This is a genomic window from Clostridia bacterium (assembly GCA_026414765.1).
Lineage (GTDB): Bacteria > Bacillota > Clostridia > Acetivibrionales > DSM-27016 > SKW86.
Genome location: JAOAIJ010000043.1, coordinates 32,372 through 54,818 on the forward strand (window position 1 = coordinate 32,372; position 22,447 = coordinate 54,818).

Genomic DNA, 22,447 nt, shown 5'->3' on the forward strand with positions numbered 1-22,447 from the left:
ATAAAAAAGTAACAGGCAGGAAATACATATGATAAGGTTTGGACCGTCAGGCAATTCGGAAAGTTTTTATGAACAGGGAAATAAATCATCCGTGCAAATGCCCGCATGGTTGAAGGAAATGGGACTAAGTGCATATGAATACCAGTGCAGCAGAGGGTTCAATATTAAAGAATCAACTGCAAGGATGATAGGAAAACAAGCTGAAATCTACGATATTTTTGTCAGCATACATGCACCATATTACATAAATATGGCCAGCTCCGAGGAGGATAAAAGGGAAAATTCTATATTCTATATACTAGAGACAATGAAAGTTGCCAGATGGATGGGTGCAAAGAGAATAGTTGTCCATACGGGAGCCTGCAGTAAAGTTTGCAGGGATTTAGCTCTCGGAACTGCTATGGAAGTCCTGAAAAAAGCAATACAAAAAGTGGATGAAATGGGGTATTCGGATATAGCTATTTGTCCAGAAGTATTGGGGAAAATAAATCAACTCGGATCTCTTGATGAGATTCTGGAAATGTGTAAAATAGACGAGAGGCTTATCCCCACAATTGACTTCGGACATCTTCATGCCAGAGGAATGGGATGCCTCAACACAGTAGGTGATTTTGAAAAAGTAATTGATAAGATAGAAGGAGCTTTAGGATACGACAGACTGAAAAAAATTCACAGTCATTTCAGTAGAATAGAGTTTACTGACGGTGGAGAAAAAAAGCACTGGACTATTTCTGACGTGCAGTACGGTCCTGACTTTGAGCCATTGGCAGAAGTTCTATACAGAAAGAATATGGAGCCGGTAATTATTTGTGAGTCAAGGAGTAATATGGCAGAAGATGCCCTAAAATTAAAAAAGATATATGAAAAGATTGAAAAGGGGGATAAATGAATATGAAGAGGATTTTAATTATAAACGGTCCGAATTTGAATTTGTTAGGTACGAGAGAAAAAGGTGTATATGGTGTAGAAACTTTGGAGGAAATAGCCAGGAGAGTGATGGCAGAAGCAATAAAACTGAATGTTGAAGTGGATTTTGTGCAATCAAACCACGAGGGTGAAATTATAGATAAAATCCATGATGCAAGAGAAAAATATGATGTCCTGATAATTAACCCGGGAGCATATACTCACTACAGCATAGCTATAAGGGATGCTGTAAAAGCTGTAGAAATTCCTACTATTGAAGTGCACCTGTCTAACATACACTCCAGGGAGGAGTTCCGAAGCAAATCTGTTATTGCTCCTGTATGTAAAGGCCAGATAAGTGGCTTTGGGGGGAACAGCTATCTGGTTGCACTGAATGCAGCCGTATTATTATAAATAATGATTTTCACAGTCAGTGGTAATAGGAGTGACGATATGGACTCAATAATCTTAGAAAGAATAATCAGACTGCGCGAAGAGTTAATGAAAAAGGATATAGAAGCTGCACTTGTATGTAAAAAGGAAAACTGTACATATATGTCCGGTTTTAACGGCGGGGAAGCCTACCTGATAATTACCCAGGATGAAGCTGTTCTGGTAACTGACTCCAGATATACAGAACAGGCTGCCACGCAGGCGATACTCTACAAAATTATCCAATTTGAGGGCAGTTTGCTCGTTACGCTGGATGATGTTCTCAAATCCCGCGGTGTAAGCAGATTGGGTTTTGAGGAAAACTACGTAACATTTGACGATTATTCTTCGTACAAAGCAGAACTTGGTATAAGTGAGTTAATACCACTAGGTGGTATTATTGAAAACTTAAGGATAGTAAAAGACCGGGGCGAAATTGATATTATCAGAAAAGCTGTTGAAATAGCAGATAATTCTTTTTCAGACATACTTAATTTTATAAAGCCGGGAGTAAAAGAGCTTGAACTGGCAGCAGAACTGGAATACAGTATGAAAAGACAGGGTGCTAAGGGATCGTCTTTTGAAATTATTGTAGCATCCGGTGAACGCTCGTCCATGCCCCACGGTACTGCAGATGAGAGGGTGCTCAGGTTGGGCGATGCCATAACTATAGATTTTGGAGCAATATATAAAGATTATTGCTCAGATATGACAAGAACTGTTTTTTTAGGTCAGCCGGAAGATGAACTGAAAAAAGTATACAGTATAGTTTTGGAAGCACAGGTCAGGGCTATGGAAAGTGCAAAGAGAGGTTTGACTGGAAAGGAAATAGATGCAGTTGCCAGAAGTATAATAAAGGAAGCCGGTTATGAGAAAAATTTCGGACACGGGCTGGGACATGGTGTAGGACTTGAAATTCACGAAGAACCGAGATTGTCTCCCAAAGGGAATAAAAAAATGGAGGACGGAATGGTTGTTACTGTAGAGCCTGGTATATATATTCCAGGTCTTGGCGGTGTAAGGATAGAGGATATAATTGTGATAGACGGTGAAAAACCTGTTGTATTGACCAGTTCTACAAAGGAAATGATAATTATATAAATTTCATTAATTATTTGATTATCAGGGGAAAAATATATAATAAAAGAAAATTTTTCTTGAAATAAGTAAAATTTTATTTTAATATAATCTAGGAGATAATATTCAAATATTCCAGTCAACAGCTTTAGTTAGGAAATATTACGTTGAAGCTGTTAAGAATAGGTAATTGGCAATTGTATATATAGAGTGTTATGGGTGATTAGTGACTGGCAAACCTGTAAGAGGGAAGTATATATTTTTTTGATTGTCAATTGTCAGGTGTCAATTGCCAATTAATTTAGTGGAGGGAGATAATTAATGATAGTAGCTGGAGATTTTAGAAACGGTGTTACCTTTGAGTTGGACGGGCAGATATTCCAGATAGTTGAATTCCAGCATGTTAAGCCTGGAAAGGGAGCTGCATTTGTTAGAACAAGATTAAAGAATATAATTACCGGCGCAACAGTTGAAAGAACTTTTAATCCTACTGACAAAATGCCGAAGGCTCATATTGAAAGAAAAGACATGCAATACCTTTATAATGACGGGGATTTGTATTATTTCATGGATGTTGAGACATACGAGCAGTTACCGATAAACGCCAGTCAAATAGGTGATACACTTAAGTTCGTTAAGGAAAATATGGTATGTAAGATACTATCTCATAAAGGAAATGTTTTCGGTATAGAGCCTCCAACTTTCGTTGAGCTGGAAATAACCGAAACGGAACCAGGCTTTAAAGGCGATACGGCAACAGGTGCTACAAAACCTGCAACCTTAGAAACAGGTGCGGTTGTAAAAGTTCCATTATTTGTAAATCAGGGCGATGTTGTCAGAATAGATACGAGAACCGGAGAATATATGGAAAGAGTTTAATGACTAGAATAGTCACGGGTTGGAGAAACTAGCATATGTTAGCTTTTCCAGCTCAATTTATTTTATGAAATGGAGGTTGCGATATGAGTTATATGAAAGAGCGGGTTGCATATCTGAGAGGGCTTGCTGAAGGAATGCAGATAAGTGATGCAACAAATGAAGGAAAGCTGCTGAAGGCGATTATAGAAGTACTTGATGATATTGCATTGGCAGTTGATGATATCGAAGAAGTTCAGGAACAACTGAGCGAACAGGTTGACAGCATGGATGAGGATTTGGCTGAAGTAGAAAGAGTTATTTTCGATGAAGAAGATGAAGAAGATGAAGAAGATGATTATTTTTATGAAAGTGAAATAGAATGTCCCTACTGTAATGAAAAAATTGATATTGACGAAGATATAATAGATGATGAAACCAGTACGATAAAGTGTCCGAACTGCCATAAGGAAATTGAGATAGACTGGGAGTGTGGCTGTGAGGATTGCTGTGATCATGACGAAGGTAAGTCTTCAAGATAATATTAAGAATAAAATGCCCCAAAGTTAAACTTTGGGGCATTTTCGTATTTAAAGCCATTTACTTAAACTCTTTTGCCAAGGCCTCAAAAGCCGGTAGTGAGTTTTTTATCTGATCCAGGCTTACGCAGTAAGCCAGTCTGAAGTAACCCGGGCGACCAAAATTGCTGCCTGGTACAATCAGTATATTATGCTTGAGAGCGCGGTTTTTAAATTCAATATCATCAGGTATTAAAGCTTTGGGAAACAGATAAAACGCTCCCTCAGGTTTAACACATTCAAATCCTATACTGGTCAAGTGATTATAGAGTACATCGCGTCTTTCCTGATATACGGCTATATCTATCGATTCACCGACAGTTTCGCCGACTACTTTTTGAAATAGAGCCGGAGCGTTTACGTATCCAAGAGTGCGGTTACAAAATATGAGTCCTCCTATAAGTTCTTTGATATCTTCTGCGGCAGGATTCACTGCAATATATCCGATTCTCTCTCCGGGTAAAGCCAAGGACTTGCTGTATGAATTCACTATAATAGAATTTTTGAATATTTTCAGCACACTGGGTATCTTAATTCCATCATACACAAGCTTGGTATAGGGTTCATCAGATAACACGTATATTGTAGTACCATATTCCTTCTCTTTTTCAGCGAGTACCTGTGACAACTGTTTTAATATTTTTTCGCTATAAACTACTCCTGTAGGGTTGTTTGGAGTATTAATGATTATTGCTTTAGTGTTTGGTGTAATACTTTGACTTAACTTTTCGGGGTTAGGTTCAAAATTACTTTCATCAGTCTGGCATACTACGGTTTTACCACCATGATTATCTATGTAAAAACCATATTCTACAAAGTATGGTGCAAACACAATTACTTCTTCATCTGGATTGAGGAGGGTTTTTAAAACGACGTTCAAGCCTCCAGCAGCTCCGCATGTCATGATAATATTTTCGAAAGGTAGAGTTACATCAGTTTCTTTTGTTATCTGCTCAGCCAGTTTTTCTCTTACATCATTATAGCCGGCATTAGGCATATATTTATGTATGCCTTGTATGTCAAGAAGTCTTTTCATGGTATCCTTTACAGACTGGGGAGGTTCAGGATCCGGATTGCCAAGTGAGAAATCAAATACTTTATCGGCTCCATATATTTTACGGAGTTTTTCTCCTTCTTCAAACATTGCTCTGATCATTGATCCGTTCTTCACATTAGTGCTTATTTTTTGAGAAATCATTTAAAAAACCTCCTGATATATTAATTATATATTTAATATGATACAATAATAAATATATTAGTATCAAAAGCAGCAACTTTGCTTTCCAGAATTATCTTATTTCAATGTTACATTAAAAGATTTGTGTGGTCAACATGAAATGATTCAAATTATTTGGAATGATACAGAGATTATCAATTAACAGGCGCAACAGTTTAGTTTAGTTGTTGGTTATGAAAATTAGTGGTCTAAGACAATGGTGTCGAAAAGTGTCGAATAATAGCGAATTGTTGCATTTCTCCAGATTATTATGTATAATAAAGTTGTAATACCTATATAAGCAGTTCATATTATTATTCCATGTTTAAACTTCTTTTCAATTCGAGTAAGTACCATTTTTAAATGAAAATAATGGATAAAGTTGTTATTTACTTGTTTGCTGTATGCAAACACTTTGGTAATTAATGCTTTGATTTATTTATTCTTTTTTCCCAGCTTGTGAAAATTATCTATGGAAGGGTGACGTAAATTGAAAAATGTATTAGTAGTTGATGATGCTGCGTTTATGAGGGGTTCTCTAAGAATCATGCTGGAAAGAAATGGGTATAATGTAGTGGGTGAGGCTGAAAACGGCATGGTAGCTGTAAAAAAGTATAAGGAATTACAGCCTGATATAGTAACAATGGATATCACTATGCCTGAAATGGATGGTTTAGAGGCACTTAAGACAATAAGAGCCTTTGACCCTAATTCAAAAATTGTTATGATTTCTGCACTTGGACAGGAAAACAACGTAAAACAGGCTGTATTATCAGGTGCAAAAGGATTTATAGTCAAGCCATTTAAAGAAGAACATGTTGTTAAGACTTTAAGCAAGCTATAACCGGTGCATGTGAATATAAAAGCAATCATTATTCAATTTGTTTATGGTATAAACGACCTGACTTAAAGTTATTGATTTATAAGTATACATAAATTAGTAATTATGGGTTTGTTTTTACATATATCGAAGCATATCAGTCATCTATTCTTAGTTAATCTTTTTTATGTATGTAAACTTATAAATACAAATTTTATATACATTAAGAAATTGAATAATCAATAAACAGGAGTGATTTCCAATGGGTAATAGTTATAGCAGGGAACCTATGCTTGAGATGTTTATATTCGAAACATATCAACTTCTGGAGCAGTTGGAGCAATCAATCATAAACTCAGAAAAAAATGGCGGTTTCCACTCTTCTATAAATGAAATCTTCAGAATAATGCACACTATTAAAGGATCTTCAGCTATGATGCTCTTTAATAACATAGCTGCTACAGCACATGCAATAGAAGACCTCTTTTACTATCTCAGGGAGGAAAAGCCTGACAAGGTTGATTATTCAAGATTGAGTGATATTGTCCTTGAAGGGGTGGATTTCATAAAATGCGAGACTGCCAAAATTGACAGTGGTCTGAATGCAGATGGAAATTCAGAAGAACTTATAAATGTAATCAAAGCATATTTGACTAATCTAAGAATTGAGAATAATTCACCTTCCAAAGGAAATGAGAATAATAACAGCAATTCCGAACAGAAATTCTATATCTCACCGGAAAGAACTATGATTTCTACATCAGGTACATCAAACAAATACAAAGCAATCATTTTTTTTGAGGATGGTTGCGAAATGGAGAATATAAGGGCTTTTACTGTAGTACATAATCTAAAGGAAATTGCAGATGAACTGCAATTTGCACCTGAAGATATAATGGAAAATGATGATAGCATTGAGGTTATAAGGCAGGAAGGCTTTAAGGTTGTTTTCAATACAGGAAAGAGTTTTGATGAGGTAAGGGATATATTACAGCAGACGATTTTCTTAAGAGATTTGGATTTAGTTTGTTTGGAAGAGAATAACACTGACCGGCCTGAAGCAAGAGTTAAAAGGGAAATAAATCTTGATAAGCCTGTAGATGAGTTTATTGACAAAGACAGATCAAAGGAAATTCAAAAAGAAAATACCTCAACATCTTCAAAACAAGGAATAATAAGTGTTAATATTACAAAGCTTGATAAACTGATGGACCTTGTAGGAGAGCTGGTAATCTCTGAAGCGATGGTTACGGGAAATCCGGATTTGAAAGGATTACAGCTTGACAACTTTTATAAATCAGCGAGGCAGCTTCACAAAATCACAAGCGAGCTTCAGGATATTGTAATGTCTATCCGGATGGTTCCACTTTCAATGACCTTTCAGAAAATGAACCGCATTGTCAGAGATATGAGCAAAAAGCTTAATAAGGATGTAGAACTTGAAATAATAGGAGAAGAGACTGAAGTAGATAAAAACATAATTGAAAGCATATCTGACCCATTGATGCATCTTATACGTAATTCCATTGACCATGGCATAGAATCTGCGGTGGACAGACTGGAAAAAGGCAAGCCTGAAGCCGGCAAAGTAACTCTTGAGGCCAAGAGTGCAGGGGGAGATGTGTGGATTATCGTAAAAGATGATGGACGAGGGTTGAACAAGGAAAAGATTTTAAAAAAGGCGTTGGAGAACGGATTGGTTTATAAGCCTGAGAGTGAGCTGACAGACAGGGAGATATATTCATTTATTTTCTTACCGGGATTTTCAACTAAAGAAAAGGTTACTGAGTTTTCCGGCAGAGGTGTGGGCATGGATGTAGTTACCAAGAATATTGAGAAGGTAGGGGGAACTGTACTGGTAGATAGTAAACCAGATACAGGGACTACTATTTCGATAAAGATACCGCTGACGCTTGCCATTATAGATGGTATGACAATAAAAGTAGGGAATTCAAGGTATACCGTCCCTATGACTTCAATAAAGGAATCAATGCGCGTAACCGAAAGGGACGTGATAACAGATCCGGACGGTAATGAAATGATTCTTATAAGAGGCCAGTGTCACCCTATACTAAGGCTTCACGAAATCTACAAAGTTAAAACTGACACTTTGAAAATACATGAAGGAATAATCATGATGGTGGAAGATGAAGATAAAAGTATCTGCATTTTTGCAGATGAACTACTTGGGGAGCAGCAGGTAGTAGTAAAAGCTTTGCCATCATATTTAAAAAAGGTAGGAGGGATAGCAGGGTGTACCTTACTGGGAGATGGCAGTATAAGCTTGATTCTGGATGTAGTAGGGTTAATGGGAGTAGATAGATAAACAGGCATTGTGGAGTAAAGTGTTTATAAAGGAGGAGATGGTAAAATGACTGAAGTTTTGGAAAACGTAATGGAATTTGAGGATACGCAGAAAGATAAGTATCTGACTTTCGTTTTAGGCAGTGAGGAATACGGAATAGACATAAAATATGTGACAGAAATTATTGGACTGCAATCTATAACACAAGTACCTGAAATGCCTGAATACATAAAGGGTATTATTAATTTGAGAGGGAAAATCATTCCGGTGCTTGATGTCAGGTTGAGATTCAAGAAGGAATCCAGGGAGTATAACGACAGGACATGTACAATTGTAGTAGATATGGAGAATACATCTGTGGGATTGATTGTGGATTCAGTATCTGAAGTGTTATCAATACCTGAAACTGAAATAGTACCGCCTCCACAGTTGAACTCAGGTTATCATCAGAGGTATATAAAAGGCATAGGTAAGGTTGGAACTAACGTGAAGCTGTTGCTGGACTGCAACAAGCTTTTGAATGATGATGAGATACAGGAAATTATGAACCTTTCATAATGGGAAAACTATATTGTATTAATTACTCTTTATTATGTTATCCAGGTTTGTACAACTAGTTAAAGTAATGAATTATAGTTAGGCTGGTTTTCTCCTGAATTGTCACAGCGGGTTAAAGTATACATAAAGGAGGAGTTAATATGAATTGGTATTATAACTTAAAAATTGCTTCTAAACTAATAACTGCCTTTATACTGGTTGCTCTTATTGCAGGTGTGGTAGGGGTGACAGGGATTATTAATATCAATAATATTACAACTCAGGATAAAGTCCTGTATGAGTTGAACACAGTTCCAATTAGCCAAATATCACAAGTAGCCTTGTCATACCAGAAGTCACGTGTTGCCATGAGGGATATGGTTGTAGACAGAGATGCAGACAGGTTGGCTGAGTATGAAAAGAGTGTAAAAGAAGATATAGCAAATATGAGGGTTAACCTAGATAAATTTGGAAAGACCCTTCAGACAACAGAAGGAATACAGTTGGTTGAAAAGCTGAAGGTGGCAATTGACAAGTATGAACCGTACATAGGCGAATTGGTTGGAATGATAAAAAACAACAATGCGGATGGGGCATATGCCAGGATGAAGGGTGAAGGCATAATTCTGGCAAAGGAAATAGATGAAACTATAAACAGGCTTACAACCCTTAAAGTGGTTATTGCGGGAGAAAAGGCGGAAGATAATCAGGCAACTGCCAGAAATTCGGTAATAATGATGATTGCTTTTGTCACTGCAGGAATGCTGACAGCTATAGTTCTTGGCATTTTTATAGCACGGATAATCAGTAAATCAATGAATAAGCTTGTAACAGCTGCACAGAAAATAGCAGGCGGGGATCTGAATGTTGAAGTGGAAGTGAACACAAAAGATGAGGTGGGAATGCTGGCACAGGCATTTGATACTATGGCTAACAACATAAATGAAGTAATGACAAACATAAATGCTTCTGCAGAACAGGTAGCTGCAGGTTCCAAGCAGGTATCGGATTCTGGACAGGCTTTATCCCAGGGGTCTACAGAACAGGCAAGCTCTATAGAAGAAATCACATCCTCAATTACCGAGGTTGCAGCTCAGACCAAACAAAACGCAATCAACGCAAATCAGGCGAATGAACTTGCCTTGTCCGTAAGAGAAAAGGCAGCCCAGGGAAATGAGCAAATGAAGCAAATGCAGAAGGCTATGCAGGATATAAATGTTTCATCTTCAAACATATCAAAAATAATAAAGGTTATAGACGAAATCGCATTCCAGACAAATATACTTGCGCTTAATGCTGCCGTAGAAGCAGCCAGGGCAGGGCAGCACGGAAAAGGTTTTGCTGTAGTAGCCGAGGAAGTAAGAAATCTGGCTGCCAGAAGTGCAAATGCAGCAAAAGAAACGACAGAGATGATCGAAGGTTCCATACGAAAGGTTGAAGCGGGAACAAAAATAGCAAATGATACGGCAGAAGCTCTGAACGAAATAGTCAATGGAGTGGCAAAAGCTGCAACACTCGTTGGAGAGATTGCTGTTGCGTCAAATGAACAGGCAACAGGTATATCACAAGTAAACCAGGCTCTGGAACAGGTAGCGCAGGTAGTACAGACCAATTCGGCGACAGCGGAGGAAAGTGCAGCTGCAAGCGAAGAACTGTCCAGTCAGGCAGAAGTGCTGAAGGATGCCGTACTAAAATTCAAATTAAAAAGAAGTGATTTTAAAGGTATTGACAATCTAAACCCTGAAGTTGTCCGAATGCTGGAAGGAATGGTGAGCAAAAAGCAAAGTAATGGCGGTAAAACAAATAAGAAAGAAATGTTCTCCAAAGCGAAGATTATGCTTGAAGACAATGAATTTGGCAAGTATTAATCAATAATTGTATCATTGCATTATCCTGATAGCGTCAGCACGTAGAAGTGAGCGACATATAATGTCTGCTGAAGCAACGTATTCGATTAAGAGAGATATACCAAACTATCCTACATCTAAAAAACGGAGGAGCAAATCATATGAAATGGTTTCGTAATTTGAAGATACTGGTAAAGCTTCTGGCCTCATTTATTATTGTCGCTTTAATAGCTGGTGTTGTCGGAATCGTCGGGGTAATCAATTTAAGGAAAATTGATACTGAATATACTACTTTATATAAGGATTTCGGAGTAGCAGTAGGTGATGTAGGAAATGTATCTATAGCCTACCAGCGTATCAGGGTAAACTTAAGGGAATTGATAATTGACAAGGGAAGCTCGGAACGTAGTACATATACAGAGAAAATAAAGGGTTATGATAAGATTATTAACGATGAATTGGCAGAATTTCAGAAGTCTTTACATACTGAAGAAGCTAAAAATGAGTATTCAAGGCTGGTTGCCGCAATAAACGAATACCAGCCAATAAAGCAAAAAATCATTGATCTGTCCCTTTCTAACAGGGAAGAAGAAGCTTTGAAATTTCTGCGTGTGGATGGAGCAAAGCTGGCTAACGAGATAAATGATACTATTGATAAACTGATGGAACTTAAGATAAAGGGTGGAAATGAAAGGTCAGATGAATATTCTGTTACCACAGACAACACGGTTATGACCATGGTAATTGTTGTGATTTTTGCTGTTTTGGTAGCTGTAGGCTTGGGTATTTATGTAGCCCGTATTTTAAGCAACCCGGTAAAAAATATGGTTTCAGCTGCCAATAAACTTGCTGTAGGAGATGTAAATGTCAGTGTTGAAGCAGATACAAAGGATGAAATAGGAGAATTGATGGGAGCCTTTGGCAGAATGATAAAAAACGTACGAGAACAGGCTCTTGCAGTAGAAAAGATAGCATCCGGCGATCTGACAGTAGAAGTAACCGTTAAGTCGGAGAATGATCTTCTGGGCAAAAAACTCAGTGAGATGATACAAAAGAATAATGAGGTACTGATTAATATTAATTCAGCATCTGAGCAGGTGGCTGCAGGTTCCAGACAGGTTTCGGCATCAAGCCAGGCATTGTCCCAGGGGGCTACCGAGCAGGCAAGCTCCATAGAGGAAATCACTTCATCAATGACTGAAGTTGCTGCCCAGACAAAACAGAATGCAATAAATGCAAATCAGGCCAGCGAGCTTGCATTGGCTGTAAAAGAAAAAGCCGAACAAGGAAATGACCAGATGAAGGAAATGGTAAAAGCGATGCAGGACATAAACCAGTCTTCCTCCAATATATCAAAAATAATAAAGGTTATAGACGAGATTGCTTTCCAGACAAATATACTGGCACTAAACGCAGCTGTAGAAGCAGCCAGGGCGGGACAGCACGGAAAGGGCTTTGCTGTAGTGGCTGAAGAAGTAAGAAACCTGGCTGCCAGAAGTGCAAATGCTGCAAAAGAAACAACCGATATGATAGAAGGTTCCATTAAAAATGTTGAGGTAGGCACAAAAATAGCAAGCAACACGGCCAGTGCCTTGAGCGAGATAGTTGGAGGTGTGGCTAAGGCAGCATCTTTAGTAAGTGAGATAGCAATTGCATCGAATGAACAGGCAACGGGAATATCGCAGGTAAATCAGGCTCTTGAACAGGTTGCACAGGTTGTACAGACCAACTCTGCAACTGCCGAGGAAAGTGCAGCAGCAAGTGAAGAGCTGTCTGGTCAGGCAGACTTACTGAAAGAATCTGTAAGAAGGTTCAGACTGAAAGATATGAAAAATACCGGCTTTGACAGTTTCAACCCTGATGTTATTAATATGATTGAGAGCATGATGAGCAAAAAGCACTATTTAAATACTGTAAGCAGAGGAAACCAGGAAAATGCAGCTTCTGTGCACCCTAAATCTCAAATATCTCTTGAAAGTAATGAATTTGGCAAATACTAAAGCATAACTATGGAGGTTGAGTATTTTGGACATTTCGGATAAGGAATTCGAACGTCTTGCAACATATATGAAGGCGAATTACGGCATAAATATGACCGAAAAGAAAAAAACACTTGTTATGGGACGCTTGCATAATGTCCTTATACAAAATAACTTTAAAAGCTTTTCAGAGTATTACGAGTACATAATTTCCGATAAGACGGGGGATGCCGTTACCACCCTCATAAACAAGCTTACAACCAATCATACTTTTTTTATGAGGGAGTCCCAGCATTTTGATTATCTAAAAAAGAATGTGCTTCCCTATCTTGCGGAAAAAGAGAAAAGCAGGAAGGATTTAAGGATATGGAGTGCCGGGTGTTCGACAGGTGAAGAGCCTTATACGCTTGCAATGATTTTATCCGATTTTTTCGGTTTGGAAAAACCTCAGTGGGATACCAAGGTATTGGCTACGGATATTTCTTCAAAGGTATTGAATGCTGCAGATAAGGGGATTTATTCCAATGAGCACATAGCTTCCTTGCCTGACTATTGGAAAAGGAACTATTTCAGGCCACATGACACTGAAAACTCCATAGTTGCGGATAGAATAAAAAGTGAAGTCATTTTCAGATTATTCAATCTGATGACGAATTATTTTCCGTTTAAGAGACAGTTTCATGTAATATTCTGCAGAAATGTGATGATATATTTTGACGCTGAAACGAAAAGGGAATTGGTAAACAAATTCTATGACAGTACAGAACCGGGGGGGTATTTGTTCATTGGACATTCGGAATCACTTAACCGCAGCGAAAGCGGATATAAATATATTCTGCCTGCTGTTTACAGAAAAGAATGAATTGTTATAAGATATAAAAGAAAAGATTGCGGAGGTAAGAGTGTTTATTAAACGCAAGATAAAGGTTTTGATTGTAGATGATTCGCTTTTGTTCAGGGAAACTTTGGCAAGAGGCATTACTTCCGATCCTGGTATCGAGGTAGTGGCAACTGCACCGGACCCATATACAGCCAGCGAAAAAATAATTGAATTTGAGCCTGATGTAATGACGCTGGATGTAGAAATGCCCAGAATGAACGGTATTGAATTCCTTCGCAGGCTTATGCCCCAATACCCTATACCTGTAGTTGTAGTGAGTGCCGTCAGTGAAAATGTTTTTGATGCCTTGAATGCCGGTGCGGTAGATTTTGTTACAAAGTCCGCACCGGGCAATCCTAAAGGAATGGACTCATTGATAAATGAGCTTATAGTGAAAATAAAAATAGCGTCTACAGCCAAGGTGGGACACTTGAAAGGGGCTGGGCTGCCAGGAGGATTATCAGGAAGAAATAATCCGAAGAGCGAAATATCAGACCTTACGGAACGTATAATTGCAATTGGAGCATCCACTGGGGGAACTGAGGCTATTTATCAAGTTATAAAATCCCTTCCGAGGGAAATTCCCGGAATGGTGATAGTGCAGCATATGCCTCCGGTATTTACAAGGATGTATGCGGAAAGGCTGAATAATTCATGCTCTCTGGAGGTAAGAGAGGCAAAGGACGGGGACAAGGTATTGCCGGGGCGTGTCCTTATTGCTCCGGGGGATTTCCATATGAGATTGAAAAAGTTCGGGGGATCATATCAAGTCGAATGCTTTAAGGGTGAAAGAGTTAATGGTCACTGTCCTTCCGTAGATATACTTTTTGAGTCCGTAGCTAAGGAAGCTGGAAGAAATGCAATAGGTGTCATACTTACAGGTATGGGATATGATGGGGCCAAGGGAATGCTGTCGATGAGAAAAAACGGTGCAAGGACTATTGGACAGGATGAACATTCATGTGTCGTATATGGTATGCCTAAGGTTGCATACGATATTGGAGCAGTTGAAAAACAGGTAGCGCTGGACAATATTGCACAGGTTGTGTTTTCTGTAATTAATGGGAAGTTGTAACCGGATACTGTGAAAAGGAATTCAGAAGGGGGCAGGATATGCAAAACGACAGGCAGTTCACCAAAGGGAAAAAGGCTGAAAGGGAGTTTCTGTCGATTGCCCTTGAAAGTATAGGGGATGGTGTAATAACCACTGATGAAAACGGCAGGGTAGTATTTATGAATGAAGCAGCCGAGGAACTTACCGGATGGAGCCGTACTGATGCAGACGGAAAGAGGCTGGAAGAAGTATTTGTAATTATTGACAAAAAAAGCGGCTCTTTATTGGAGAGCCCTTTTACCGTGACATTAAGGAAGGGAAGTAAAAGCGGACTTAAGAATCATACAGTACTGATATCAAAGCACGGTACAGAAAGCTATATATCAGCCAGCAGTGCGCCCATAAAAGAATGCGATGGGGAAATAATCGGTGTAGTAGTAGTTTTCAGAGACATAACAAGAATCAAGCAAGCCGAAGAAGAAGTGGCAAATGAACAAAAAAACCTGAAGGCTATTTTTGAATCTTCACCTGTAGGGATGCTGCTATTAGATGAGAATATGATCATATGCAGAATCAATGATTCTGCATTGAAGATATTGAAAAGAGGGTTTGAGGATGTAATAAGCAGACGGATTGGTATCGGATTTAACTGTATAAACTGTATCAGAGGCAACAATGGTTGCGGCTTTAGTATCGAGTGTGACAATTGTCTTTTCTGGAGTATTGTTTCTGTTGCCTTTGATTCGGGAGAGCCGATAAAAGGTATGGAAATATCCCATTATATATTCGTGGACGGAAAAGAGGAAAACATATGGCTGAAAATGAGTGCTGTCCCGGTAGTATTGGATGGCAGAATATATGTAGTGCTGGCTATTGAAGATATCACTGAGAACAAGAGGAATGAGGAAGGGCTTAAAAGGTACCAGATACTATCAGAAAAAGCCCGTGATATAATTTACTTTATCGATACCGATGGAAATATCCTGGAGGCAAATGATGCCGCATTCAAGGCATATGGATATACCAGAGAAGAGCTTTTGAGCAAGAGTGTATTTGAACTTAGAAACAATGAAGAAATTCCGCAGGTTGCAAAACAGCTTAAGATAGCTGATGCAGAAGGAACGCTTTTTGAAACTGAGCATATACGCAAGGACGGAAGTGTGTTTCCGGTAGAGGTAAGTGCCCAGGGAACTACTATCGGAAATAAGAGAGTAATACTGAGTATAATAAGAGATATTACAGAGAGGAAGAAGGCAGAACGGGAACTGCAGCTTGCCATGGAAGCTGCCGAAACAGCAAGCAGGGCGAAAAGTGAATTTTTGGCCAATATGAGCCACGAAATACGTACTCCGCTAAATGGAATAATAGGTATGACTGATCTGACTTTGCTTACTGAACTGACAAAAGACCAAAAAGAAAACTTAGTCACAATAAAAACGTGTGCCGATACATTGCATAGGGTAATCAACGATATACTGGATCTTTCTAAAATCGAGGCGGGAAAAATGCTTATAGAGAGTATTCAATTCGATATAAGAGAATTAATAGAAAAAACAGTTAAGCCTCATTATACAAATGCCAGGCTAAAAGGGCTCAAATTCATACATAACGTGAATAAAGAAGTACCTGAAACCCTGATGGGTGACCCTACACGATTGCAGCAGATACTGAACAACCTTATAGGGAATGCAGTAAAATTTACCGAAGCAGGTGAGATAAACATACAGGTGGATAATTACCTGATAATTGATTCTAGGGCATATATGAAGTTCTCTATATCAGATACGGGTATAGGGATTGCCCAGGAAGAAATGAGCCAGTTATTCAAAAATTTCAGTCAGGTAGATGGTTCAATAACAAGGAAGTATGGAGGAACAGGACTGGGCTTGGCCATATCCAAACATCTTGTAGAAATGATGGGTGGTACTATATGGCTAAAGAGTGAAAAAGGTAAAGGCAGTACGTTTTACTTTACTATAGAATTCAGTGTAGGTAGTATGGCAGCAAGGGCAGGAAGCATTTCCGGAATAAACAGCTTGTTGGAAAAGACGGAAAACACACTGGAGATTCTAATGGCGGAAGATGACAAGGTTAACCAGATACTTACTACTCAAATACTTGAAAAAAAAGGTCATAGAGTGGATATTGCCAATAATGGGGCAGAAGCATTGAAAAAACTGAGTGAAAAAAACTATGATGCAATTCTGATGGATATCCAGATGCCTGAATTGGACGGTATTGAGACAACCAGGAGGATAAGGGCTGCAGAAGAGGGTACTGACAGGCATGTTCCAATAATAGCACTAACGGCATTTGCTCTCGAAGGTGACAGAGAGAGATTCATTTCTGCAGGCATGGACTATTATGTTTCCAAGCCTGTAAGCATGGAAGAGCTGTTAAAGCCACTGGAACAGTTGGGAGAATCGAAATACGGAGACAATGCCCAAACAGTAGTTTTGGGGAACAATAATGCAGGTAGCAGGATAAAAAACATAGAGAACAAGCTTAAAGAGCATAAAAAGCTGTTTATCCATGATATACGGCTGCATATGAAAAGACTTAGGGTGGCATGTGAGAAACATGAGAGTATACAGATAGAGCGGTATGCTCATCTCATAAAGATTTCAGCTTCAGGTGCAGAAGAAAACACTATTAAGAATATTGCTTTTAAGATAGAACTGGCTGCCAGAAAAGAAGATTGGGTACAGATAGGTGTGCTGTTGATAAATTTGGAAGAAGAAACTGGAAAAATAATATGATAAATATTTACAAGGGGGTAGCAAAATGAAAATTTTAATTGCAGAAGACGACCTTGCCAGCAGAAAGTTTATTTACAAGTTTCTTTCTTCGTATGGGGATTGTGATGTGACCGTAGATGGTATAGAAGCTGTAGAAGCATTTATGCTTGCATGGGATGAAGGTAATCCTTATGAGCTTGTATGTCTTGACATAATGATGCCTAAACTGGATGGTTTAAAAGCATTAAAAGCCATACGTGATATTGAAAAACAAAAATCGGTCGAGGCTTCACACCGTGCCAAAATAATTATGACAACTGCACTAAATGATACAAGGGACGTATACGGTGCATTTGAAACCGGCTGTGAAGCATATGCTGCCAAACCAATAAATACCGAGAAGTTAATTGAAGTTATGAAAAAGCTTGAATTAATAAAATAATCCTGCATTTGCAGGATTATTTTATGTTCTGAGTTTGTTTACGGTTTCCTCATCAGGTGTTACTATCATTGTTTTAAAATTGTCATAAATAACCATACCGGGTTTTGCACCGCTGGGTTTTTTTACATTTTTTACTGCGGTATAGTCAACAGGTACGCCTGAAGACATCTTTGCCTTACTATGATAGGCTGCTAACATACCGGCTTCTTCAAGGGTTCTGCCGGGTATTTCATGCTGGAGCTTTTTTATGATAACATGAGAACCAGGTATGTTTTTTGTATGAAGCCAAATATCATTTGATGAAGATAATTTTAATGTTAGCTGGTCATTTTGTTTGTTGTTTTTTCCTACAAATATGTCAAAACCGTCACTTGATTTGAAGTGTAGGGGTTCAGAACCTGATTGGCGTTTCTTGCTATTTTGCTTTCTTTTTAAAGAGTAATATCCTTGTTCTATAAGTTCTTCCCGGATCTCTTCAATTTCCTGTAGAGAGTTGCAGTTATCTAAAAGCAACAACACGCTTTCCAGGTAATCAAGTTCACCCCGGGTATCTTCCATCAGCTTGCTGGTATAGCTATAAGCACTTTTGGCTTTTGTATACTGCCTGTAATACCTTTGTGCATTTTGCTGTGCTGAGAGATTTTCATCAAGTTTTATTTCCAGATATTCACTGTCTTGGCTGTAATAGTTCAGAAGCGAAACTTTATCGGTATTCGCCGGAATACAGTAAATGTTTGCGGTTATGAGTTCACCATATAGTTTCAAATTTTCTCTGTCTGACACTTCTCTGAGCTTTTCCTGCTGCAGGGCAAGTTTTTTATTACACCGATCCATATTATTATTAAGCACTTTGTACAAATCGGCTTTTTTATGCTTCTGCCTTTCAATATTGTCCCTTGTAGAATAAAAAATATCAAGTGTTTTGCTTATAGAGTCAATATACTTTATATTTGGATGTTGCTTTATCGGCAGACAATGAAAATCAATAGGTTTGCCTGGGGCGGCTGCACCATCCATAATTATACATGGTGAAAAGTTGTCTTGTTTTATTTCGTCGATTATATCGCTGAGTACAGATTCCAGCCTTGAAACTTCTTCTGCTAAAAGCCTGTTAATACTATTTTTCCCATCTACGCATGAACGGTAGCAGACTTCAGAGCACAGAAGGGGACTGAATCCCTTGAGATTGTTAAGCAGATACTTTTCAATGCTTACTAAAGGAGTCTCAGCGCTAATCCTAAAAAACTTATCAGTATCAAGCTCCAGAGGATTGGTCTTATTCTGGGACGGTGGCAATACATAAGTTCTGGCAGGCATTACTTCCCTTACGCTGCTGACTTCATTATCAACATGTTTGATGGAATCGATTATTCTATCCTCACTTGTGGTGAGTATAATATTGCTGTGCCTTCCCATTATTTCAATAATAAGCTTCTTGACCGACAGATCTCCTAACTCATTCATTGCTTCTATATTAATGGTAATTATCCGCTCAAAATCATGAAAATCAATACCTACAATTCTTCCCCCCGAAAGATGCTTCCTTAAGAGCATGCAGAATACAGGAGGATTAGCCGGATTTTCCTTTGAAACCCAGGTAATATGTACCCTGGGATAGTTTGCATTTGCACTGAGAAGAAGTTTTAGGTTTTGGCCTTGCGCTCTTATATTCATTAAGATTTCATCTTTTTCAGGCTGAAATATTTTTTCTATCCGGCTGCCGACAAGGGTATCTGATAGTTCCTTTGATATACATTTAGTAACTATTCCGTCAAAAGGCAATTTTTACACCCTTTCTAAATAACGCACACTTGTGTGCTCAGATGTGAAGCTATGCTTCGTTTTATAGTATAGCATTTAGAGCCTTATATATCAAAGGGAAGTTAGAGATATAAATTTATTTGTATTGTTTATCGGCTTTTTAGATGATAAAATTATAAAATCCCGGTTTAAACTATAAAGTCGGGCTTGATTCATAAAATGAGGTGTTTTATGGTTATAGGTGTCTGCAGGATAGTATTGCATATGGATGAGGTTTTTTCATTAAAGGAAAAAAGGCATATTGTCAAAAGTATAGTTGAAAGGCTTAAGTCCAGATTTAATGCATCTGTGGCTGAGGTTGACATGAATGACACATGGAATAAAGCTGTTATAGGTGTTTCATGTGTATCAAACGAAGCTGGGCATGCAGACAGTATGATGTCAAGTATTGTAAATTTCGTGGAAAATGACGGACGGGCAGTGCTTGTTGATTATTCTACAGAGACAATACATGTTGATTGAAAAGATTTTTATTGACTCTTAATTTGAAAATATATTAAAATATAATAGTTGGGTTGCATTATTTTTAATATAGGAAATATCGGATTAATATATGGGGCTATAGTGCAGCTGGGAGAACACTAACGCTGTAACTACAGCCCCAAAGATAATTGAAAAGCAGGTAATAATAAAAATTGCATAAGTCCCCGGAAATGGGGAAATTTGGGGGTATAACTCAGTGGGAGAGTGCAACACTGGCAGTGTTGAAGTCGAGGGTTCAAGTCCCTCTATCTCCACCAAATAAAATGAAACAGAAGGAATGAACTCGCAAGGTTTAAGTCCTTCTGTTTTGCCATTTTTATAACATTCTTAGCACGAGTAATTATTAAAATGAGAAGGATAAAAATGAATGATATCTTAGCAGAGGCTTTTTGGGCTTTTGATCATATTTTAATATCTAAGGGCTATGATAACCCAGCACCACACAGGCATCTTGCCAAACATTTGATTTTCAGTGTTAACAATAAATTTGAATGCGTGGTAGAAAACGCAAGCTTTTATTGCAAAGGCGTGTGCATTGATTCAAATGTCGAGCATACAATAGGTCGAAATGATGGGAATATACTTGTATTTCTGTTTGATGAAACAAGTGTACTGGCAAGGGAATTAAGTGTTAACTATCTAATGGGTAAGCCTTTTTGTGTATTGGATGAAAAACTATCTTCTAAAGTAAGTACGGTTTGGGAAGAAACCCATAAAGATTCAAAGAAGCTGGATGAAGCTATCTTGTCAGTTTGTCAGTTAAAGCGGAGTTGTCGTATAAAATACGATCATAGAATTCACCAACTACTGGAATCGGTTTCACAAATGGAAGGCATATATCAGAATGCAATCAGTACACTTTGTGATGTAGTTTATCTGTCCCGGAGCAGACTGTCTCATCTGTTCAAACAACAGGTCGGTGTCTCGCTAAGTAGTTATTTGGTGTTTGAAAAAATGAGAAAAGCGTACACGTACGTTGCAACAGGCGAAAATATTACCATCGCAAGCGTTCGTGCAGGCTTTGACAGTCCTTCACACTTTTCAGCTGTTTGTAAAAGAATGTTTGGGTTGTCATTTACAGATTTCAGAAAAATGACTTTACTTAAAGAGGTAATGTAGCATCTATTTGAAAGTTTTTCATATTACCACAAAGTATAATTAGGTAAAAGCTTGTGGAGGATATTAATTATGAAAAACGATAAAATAGAGTTCAAAATTGGATCATACAATTTAAACTCGCAGTCGAATTTAAATTATCAATTGAACCGTACAATTATGTGGGGGGGCGGGGAACTTAGCGATATTGAGGAAATTGCTCATGGCATATATGATAGTATAGCTTGGAAACGGGAACTCATAGCTATTGGCGATAAAGCATTTTCTGAGGGTAGAATCAGGGAAGCCATCGCATATTACCGTATGAGTGAATTTTTTATGTATGATGGAGATGCAGATAAACAGAAATATTACAGTCTTGCTACAGAATTGTTTTATGACTATTACAAGAACTTCTTTGTTGATAGTACCGTTGTAAGTTATGAAGTACCCTTTGAAAATATTACACTTCCCGTAATGTATGCAAAAGCAAAGGGGATGAAAAAAGATACCATTCTATTGCATGGTGGAAATGACTCATATTTTGAGGAGTTTTTCTTGCCGATGCTGTATTTAGCGGAAAATGGTTTTGAGGTTTATCTCTTTGAAGGGCCTGGACAAGGTGGTGTTATGAGAATACAAGGAAGACACTTTTCCTATCAATGGGAGAAACCTGTGAAAGCAATCCTTGACTTTTTTAGGCTAGACGATGTAACGATTATTGGAGCATCTCTCGGGGGAATGCTTGCACCCCGTGCGGCAGCATTTGAGAAAAGGATTAATCGGGTTATAGCATGGTCCGTCTTCCCTAACTTTATGGACATCCTTATATCTACTCAACCACCTAGATTACAAAAATTCCTTAATTTTTTAGTCAAGATGAGACTTGGGTTTGTGATTAATACAGTATTTAATTTTAAGCTGAAAAGGGGAGATGAATTGGTAAAATGGGGACTACGGCATGGAATGTATGCTTATGAGGCAAAAACACCTTGCGAATATATTTTTAAAATGAGCCAATACCAAATGATAGATATTGCTCCGCTTATTGAACAGGATATGCTAATTATTGGTGCCAACAAAGACCACTTTATTGATTACCATATGGTCAGTAAAGAAATCGATGTGCTGAAAAACGTTAAATCCCTTACTGTACGAATATTTACTGACAAGGAAACCGCGGGGGCTCATTGTAATGTGGGGAATGTTAAGTTGATTTTAGATACAGTTATGAGTTGGGTTGCAGGGGTGAAAGATAGAGTAAGTGGATAAAACGGGGATTGCTGTTAAGTATACGCAAATCATAAAATTAACAAGGAAAAATTAGGATGATTACTCAGTGGGAGAACACTAACGCTGTAACTACATCCCCAAAGATAATT

General features: G+C 38.1%; 19 protein-coding genes and 1 tRNA gene. 18 read left to right on the forward strand and 2 right to left on the reverse strand.

Annotated elements, in window-relative coordinates; all coding sequences use genetic code 11:
• The first annotated feature begins 28 nt into the window (after positions 1–28).
• The 5 genes from N3I35_16355 (at position 29) to N3I35_16375 (ending at position 3,812) form a co-directional block, all read left to right on the forward strand.
• Entirely contained in the window at positions 29–889 is an 861-nt protein-coding gene (locus N3I35_16355; GenBank protein ID MCX8131652.1) for a TIM barrel protein, read from the forward strand.
• 2 nt (positions 890–891) lie between these two features.
• A complete protein-coding gene (aroQ, locus tag N3I35_16360) occupies positions 892–1,320 on the forward strand; it encodes a type II 3-dehydroquinate dehydratase (protein MCX8131653.1) in 429 nt (142 codons plus the stop codon).
• A gap of 39 nt (positions 1,321–1,359) precedes the next feature.
• Positions 1,360–2,439 carry an aminopeptidase P family protein gene (locus N3I35_16365; protein MCX8131654.1) on the forward strand — a complete coding sequence of 360 codons (1,080 nt, stop codon included), beginning with the start codon at positions 1,360–1,362 and terminating at the stop codon, positions 2,437–2,439.
• A 297-nt stretch (positions 2,440–2,736) separates the two neighbouring features.
• Positions 2,737–3,294, forward strand: coding sequence for an elongation factor P (efp, locus tag N3I35_16370; GenBank protein MCX8131655.1), 558 nt, complete (start codon positions 2,737–2,739; stop codon positions 3,292–3,294).
• Between the two features lie 83 nt (positions 3,295–3,377).
• Positions 3,378–3,812, forward strand: coding sequence for a hypothetical protein (locus N3I35_16375; GenBank protein ID MCX8131656.1), 435 nt, complete (start codon positions 3,378–3,380; stop codon positions 3,810–3,812).
• Positions 3,813–3,870: 58 nt separating this feature from the next.
• Here N3I35_16375 and N3I35_16380 read toward each other — a convergent pair whose 3' ends face one another.
• Positions 3,871–5,046 (reverse strand): pyridoxal phosphate-dependent aminotransferase, encoded by a 1,176-nt coding sequence (locus N3I35_16380; GenBank protein MCX8131657.1) that lies wholly within the window; start codon positions 5,044–5,046, stop codon positions 3,871–3,873.
• Between the two features lie 508 nt (positions 5,047–5,554).
• On the opposite strand from N3I35_16380, the gene N3I35_16385 reads away from it, so the two are divergent.
• From N3I35_16385 to N3I35_16425, 9 genes are all read left to right on the forward strand, one after another.
• A complete protein-coding gene (locus N3I35_16385) occupies positions 5,555–5,908 on the forward strand; it encodes a response regulator (protein MCX8131658.1) in 354 nt (117 codons plus the stop codon).
• 238 nt (positions 5,909–6,146) lie between these two features.
• Entirely contained in the window at positions 6,147–8,210 is a 2,064-nt protein-coding gene (locus tag N3I35_16390; GenBank protein MCX8131659.1) for a chemotaxis protein CheA, read from the forward strand.
• 45 nt (positions 8,211–8,255) lie between these two features.
• A complete protein-coding gene (locus tag N3I35_16395) occupies positions 8,256–8,747 on the forward strand; it encodes a chemotaxis protein CheW (GenBank protein MCX8131660.1) in 492 nt (163 codons plus the stop codon).
• Between the two features lie 140 nt (positions 8,748–8,887).
• A complete protein-coding gene (locus N3I35_16400) occupies positions 8,888–10,594 on the forward strand; it encodes a methyl-accepting chemotaxis protein (GenBank protein MCX8131661.1) in 1,707 nt (568 codons plus the stop codon).
• Positions 10,595–10,734: 140 nt separating this feature from the next.
• On the forward strand, positions 10,735–12,573 hold the full coding sequence (locus N3I35_16405; GenBank protein MCX8131662.1) for a methyl-accepting chemotaxis protein: 1,839 nt from the start codon (positions 10,735–10,737) through the stop codon (positions 12,571–12,573).
• A gap of 22 nt (positions 12,574–12,595) precedes the next feature.
• Positions 12,596–13,414, forward strand: a complete 819-nt coding sequence (locus N3I35_16410) for a protein-glutamate O-methyltransferase CheR (protein MCX8131663.1) — start codon at positions 12,596–12,598, stop codon at positions 13,412–13,414.
• 40 nt (positions 13,415–13,454) lie between these two features.
• Positions 13,455–14,507, forward strand: coding sequence for a chemotaxis response regulator protein-glutamate methylesterase (locus N3I35_16415; protein ID MCX8131664.1), 1,053 nt, complete (start codon positions 13,455–13,457; stop codon positions 14,505–14,507).
• A gap of 38 nt (positions 14,508–14,545) precedes the next feature.
• A complete protein-coding gene (locus N3I35_16420; GenBank protein MCX8131665.1) occupies positions 14,546–17,245 on the forward strand; it encodes a PAS domain S-box protein in 2,700 nt (899 codons plus the stop codon).
• Positions 17,246–17,270: 25 nt separating this feature from the next.
• Complete coding sequence (locus N3I35_16425) at positions 17,271–17,666, forward strand: response regulator (protein MCX8131666.1); 396 nt, start codon at positions 17,271–17,273, stop codon at positions 17,664–17,666.
• A 21-nt stretch (positions 17,667–17,687) separates the two neighbouring features.
• Here the strand turns inward: N3I35_16425 and N3I35_16430 are convergent, their stop codons facing one another.
• Positions 17,688–19,448, reverse strand: coding sequence for an NFACT family protein (locus tag N3I35_16430; protein MCX8131667.1), 1,761 nt, complete (start codon positions 19,446–19,448; stop codon positions 17,688–17,690).
• 210 nt (positions 19,449–19,658) lie between these two features.
• On the opposite strand from N3I35_16430, the gene N3I35_16435 reads away from it, so the two are divergent.
• The 4 genes from N3I35_16435 to N3I35_16450 all read left to right on the forward strand — a co-directional run bounded on the left by N3I35_16435 (position 19,659) and on the right by N3I35_16450 (position 22,337).
• On the forward strand, positions 19,659–19,949 hold the full coding sequence (locus N3I35_16435) for a DUF503 domain-containing protein (GenBank protein ID MCX8131668.1): 291 nt from the start codon (positions 19,659–19,661) through the stop codon (positions 19,947–19,949).
• Positions 19,950–20,152: 203 nt separating this feature from the next.
• A tRNA-Ala gene (locus N3I35_16440) sits at positions 20,153–20,227 on the forward strand.
• A gap of 106 nt (positions 20,228–20,333) precedes the next feature.
• Positions 20,334–21,089: an AraC family transcriptional regulator gene (locus N3I35_16445; GenBank protein ID MCX8131669.1), complete on the forward strand. Its 756-nt coding sequence runs from the start codon at positions 20,334–20,336 to the stop codon at positions 21,087–21,089.
• A 69-nt stretch (positions 21,090–21,158) separates the two neighbouring features.
• The gene (locus N3I35_16450; GenBank protein MCX8131670.1) at positions 21,159–22,337 is read left to right on the forward strand and encodes an alpha/beta fold hydrolase; all 1,179 of its coding nucleotides are present in this window, start codon (positions 21,159–21,161) and stop codon (positions 22,335–22,337) included.
• Positions 22,338–22,447 lie beyond the last annotated feature (110 nt).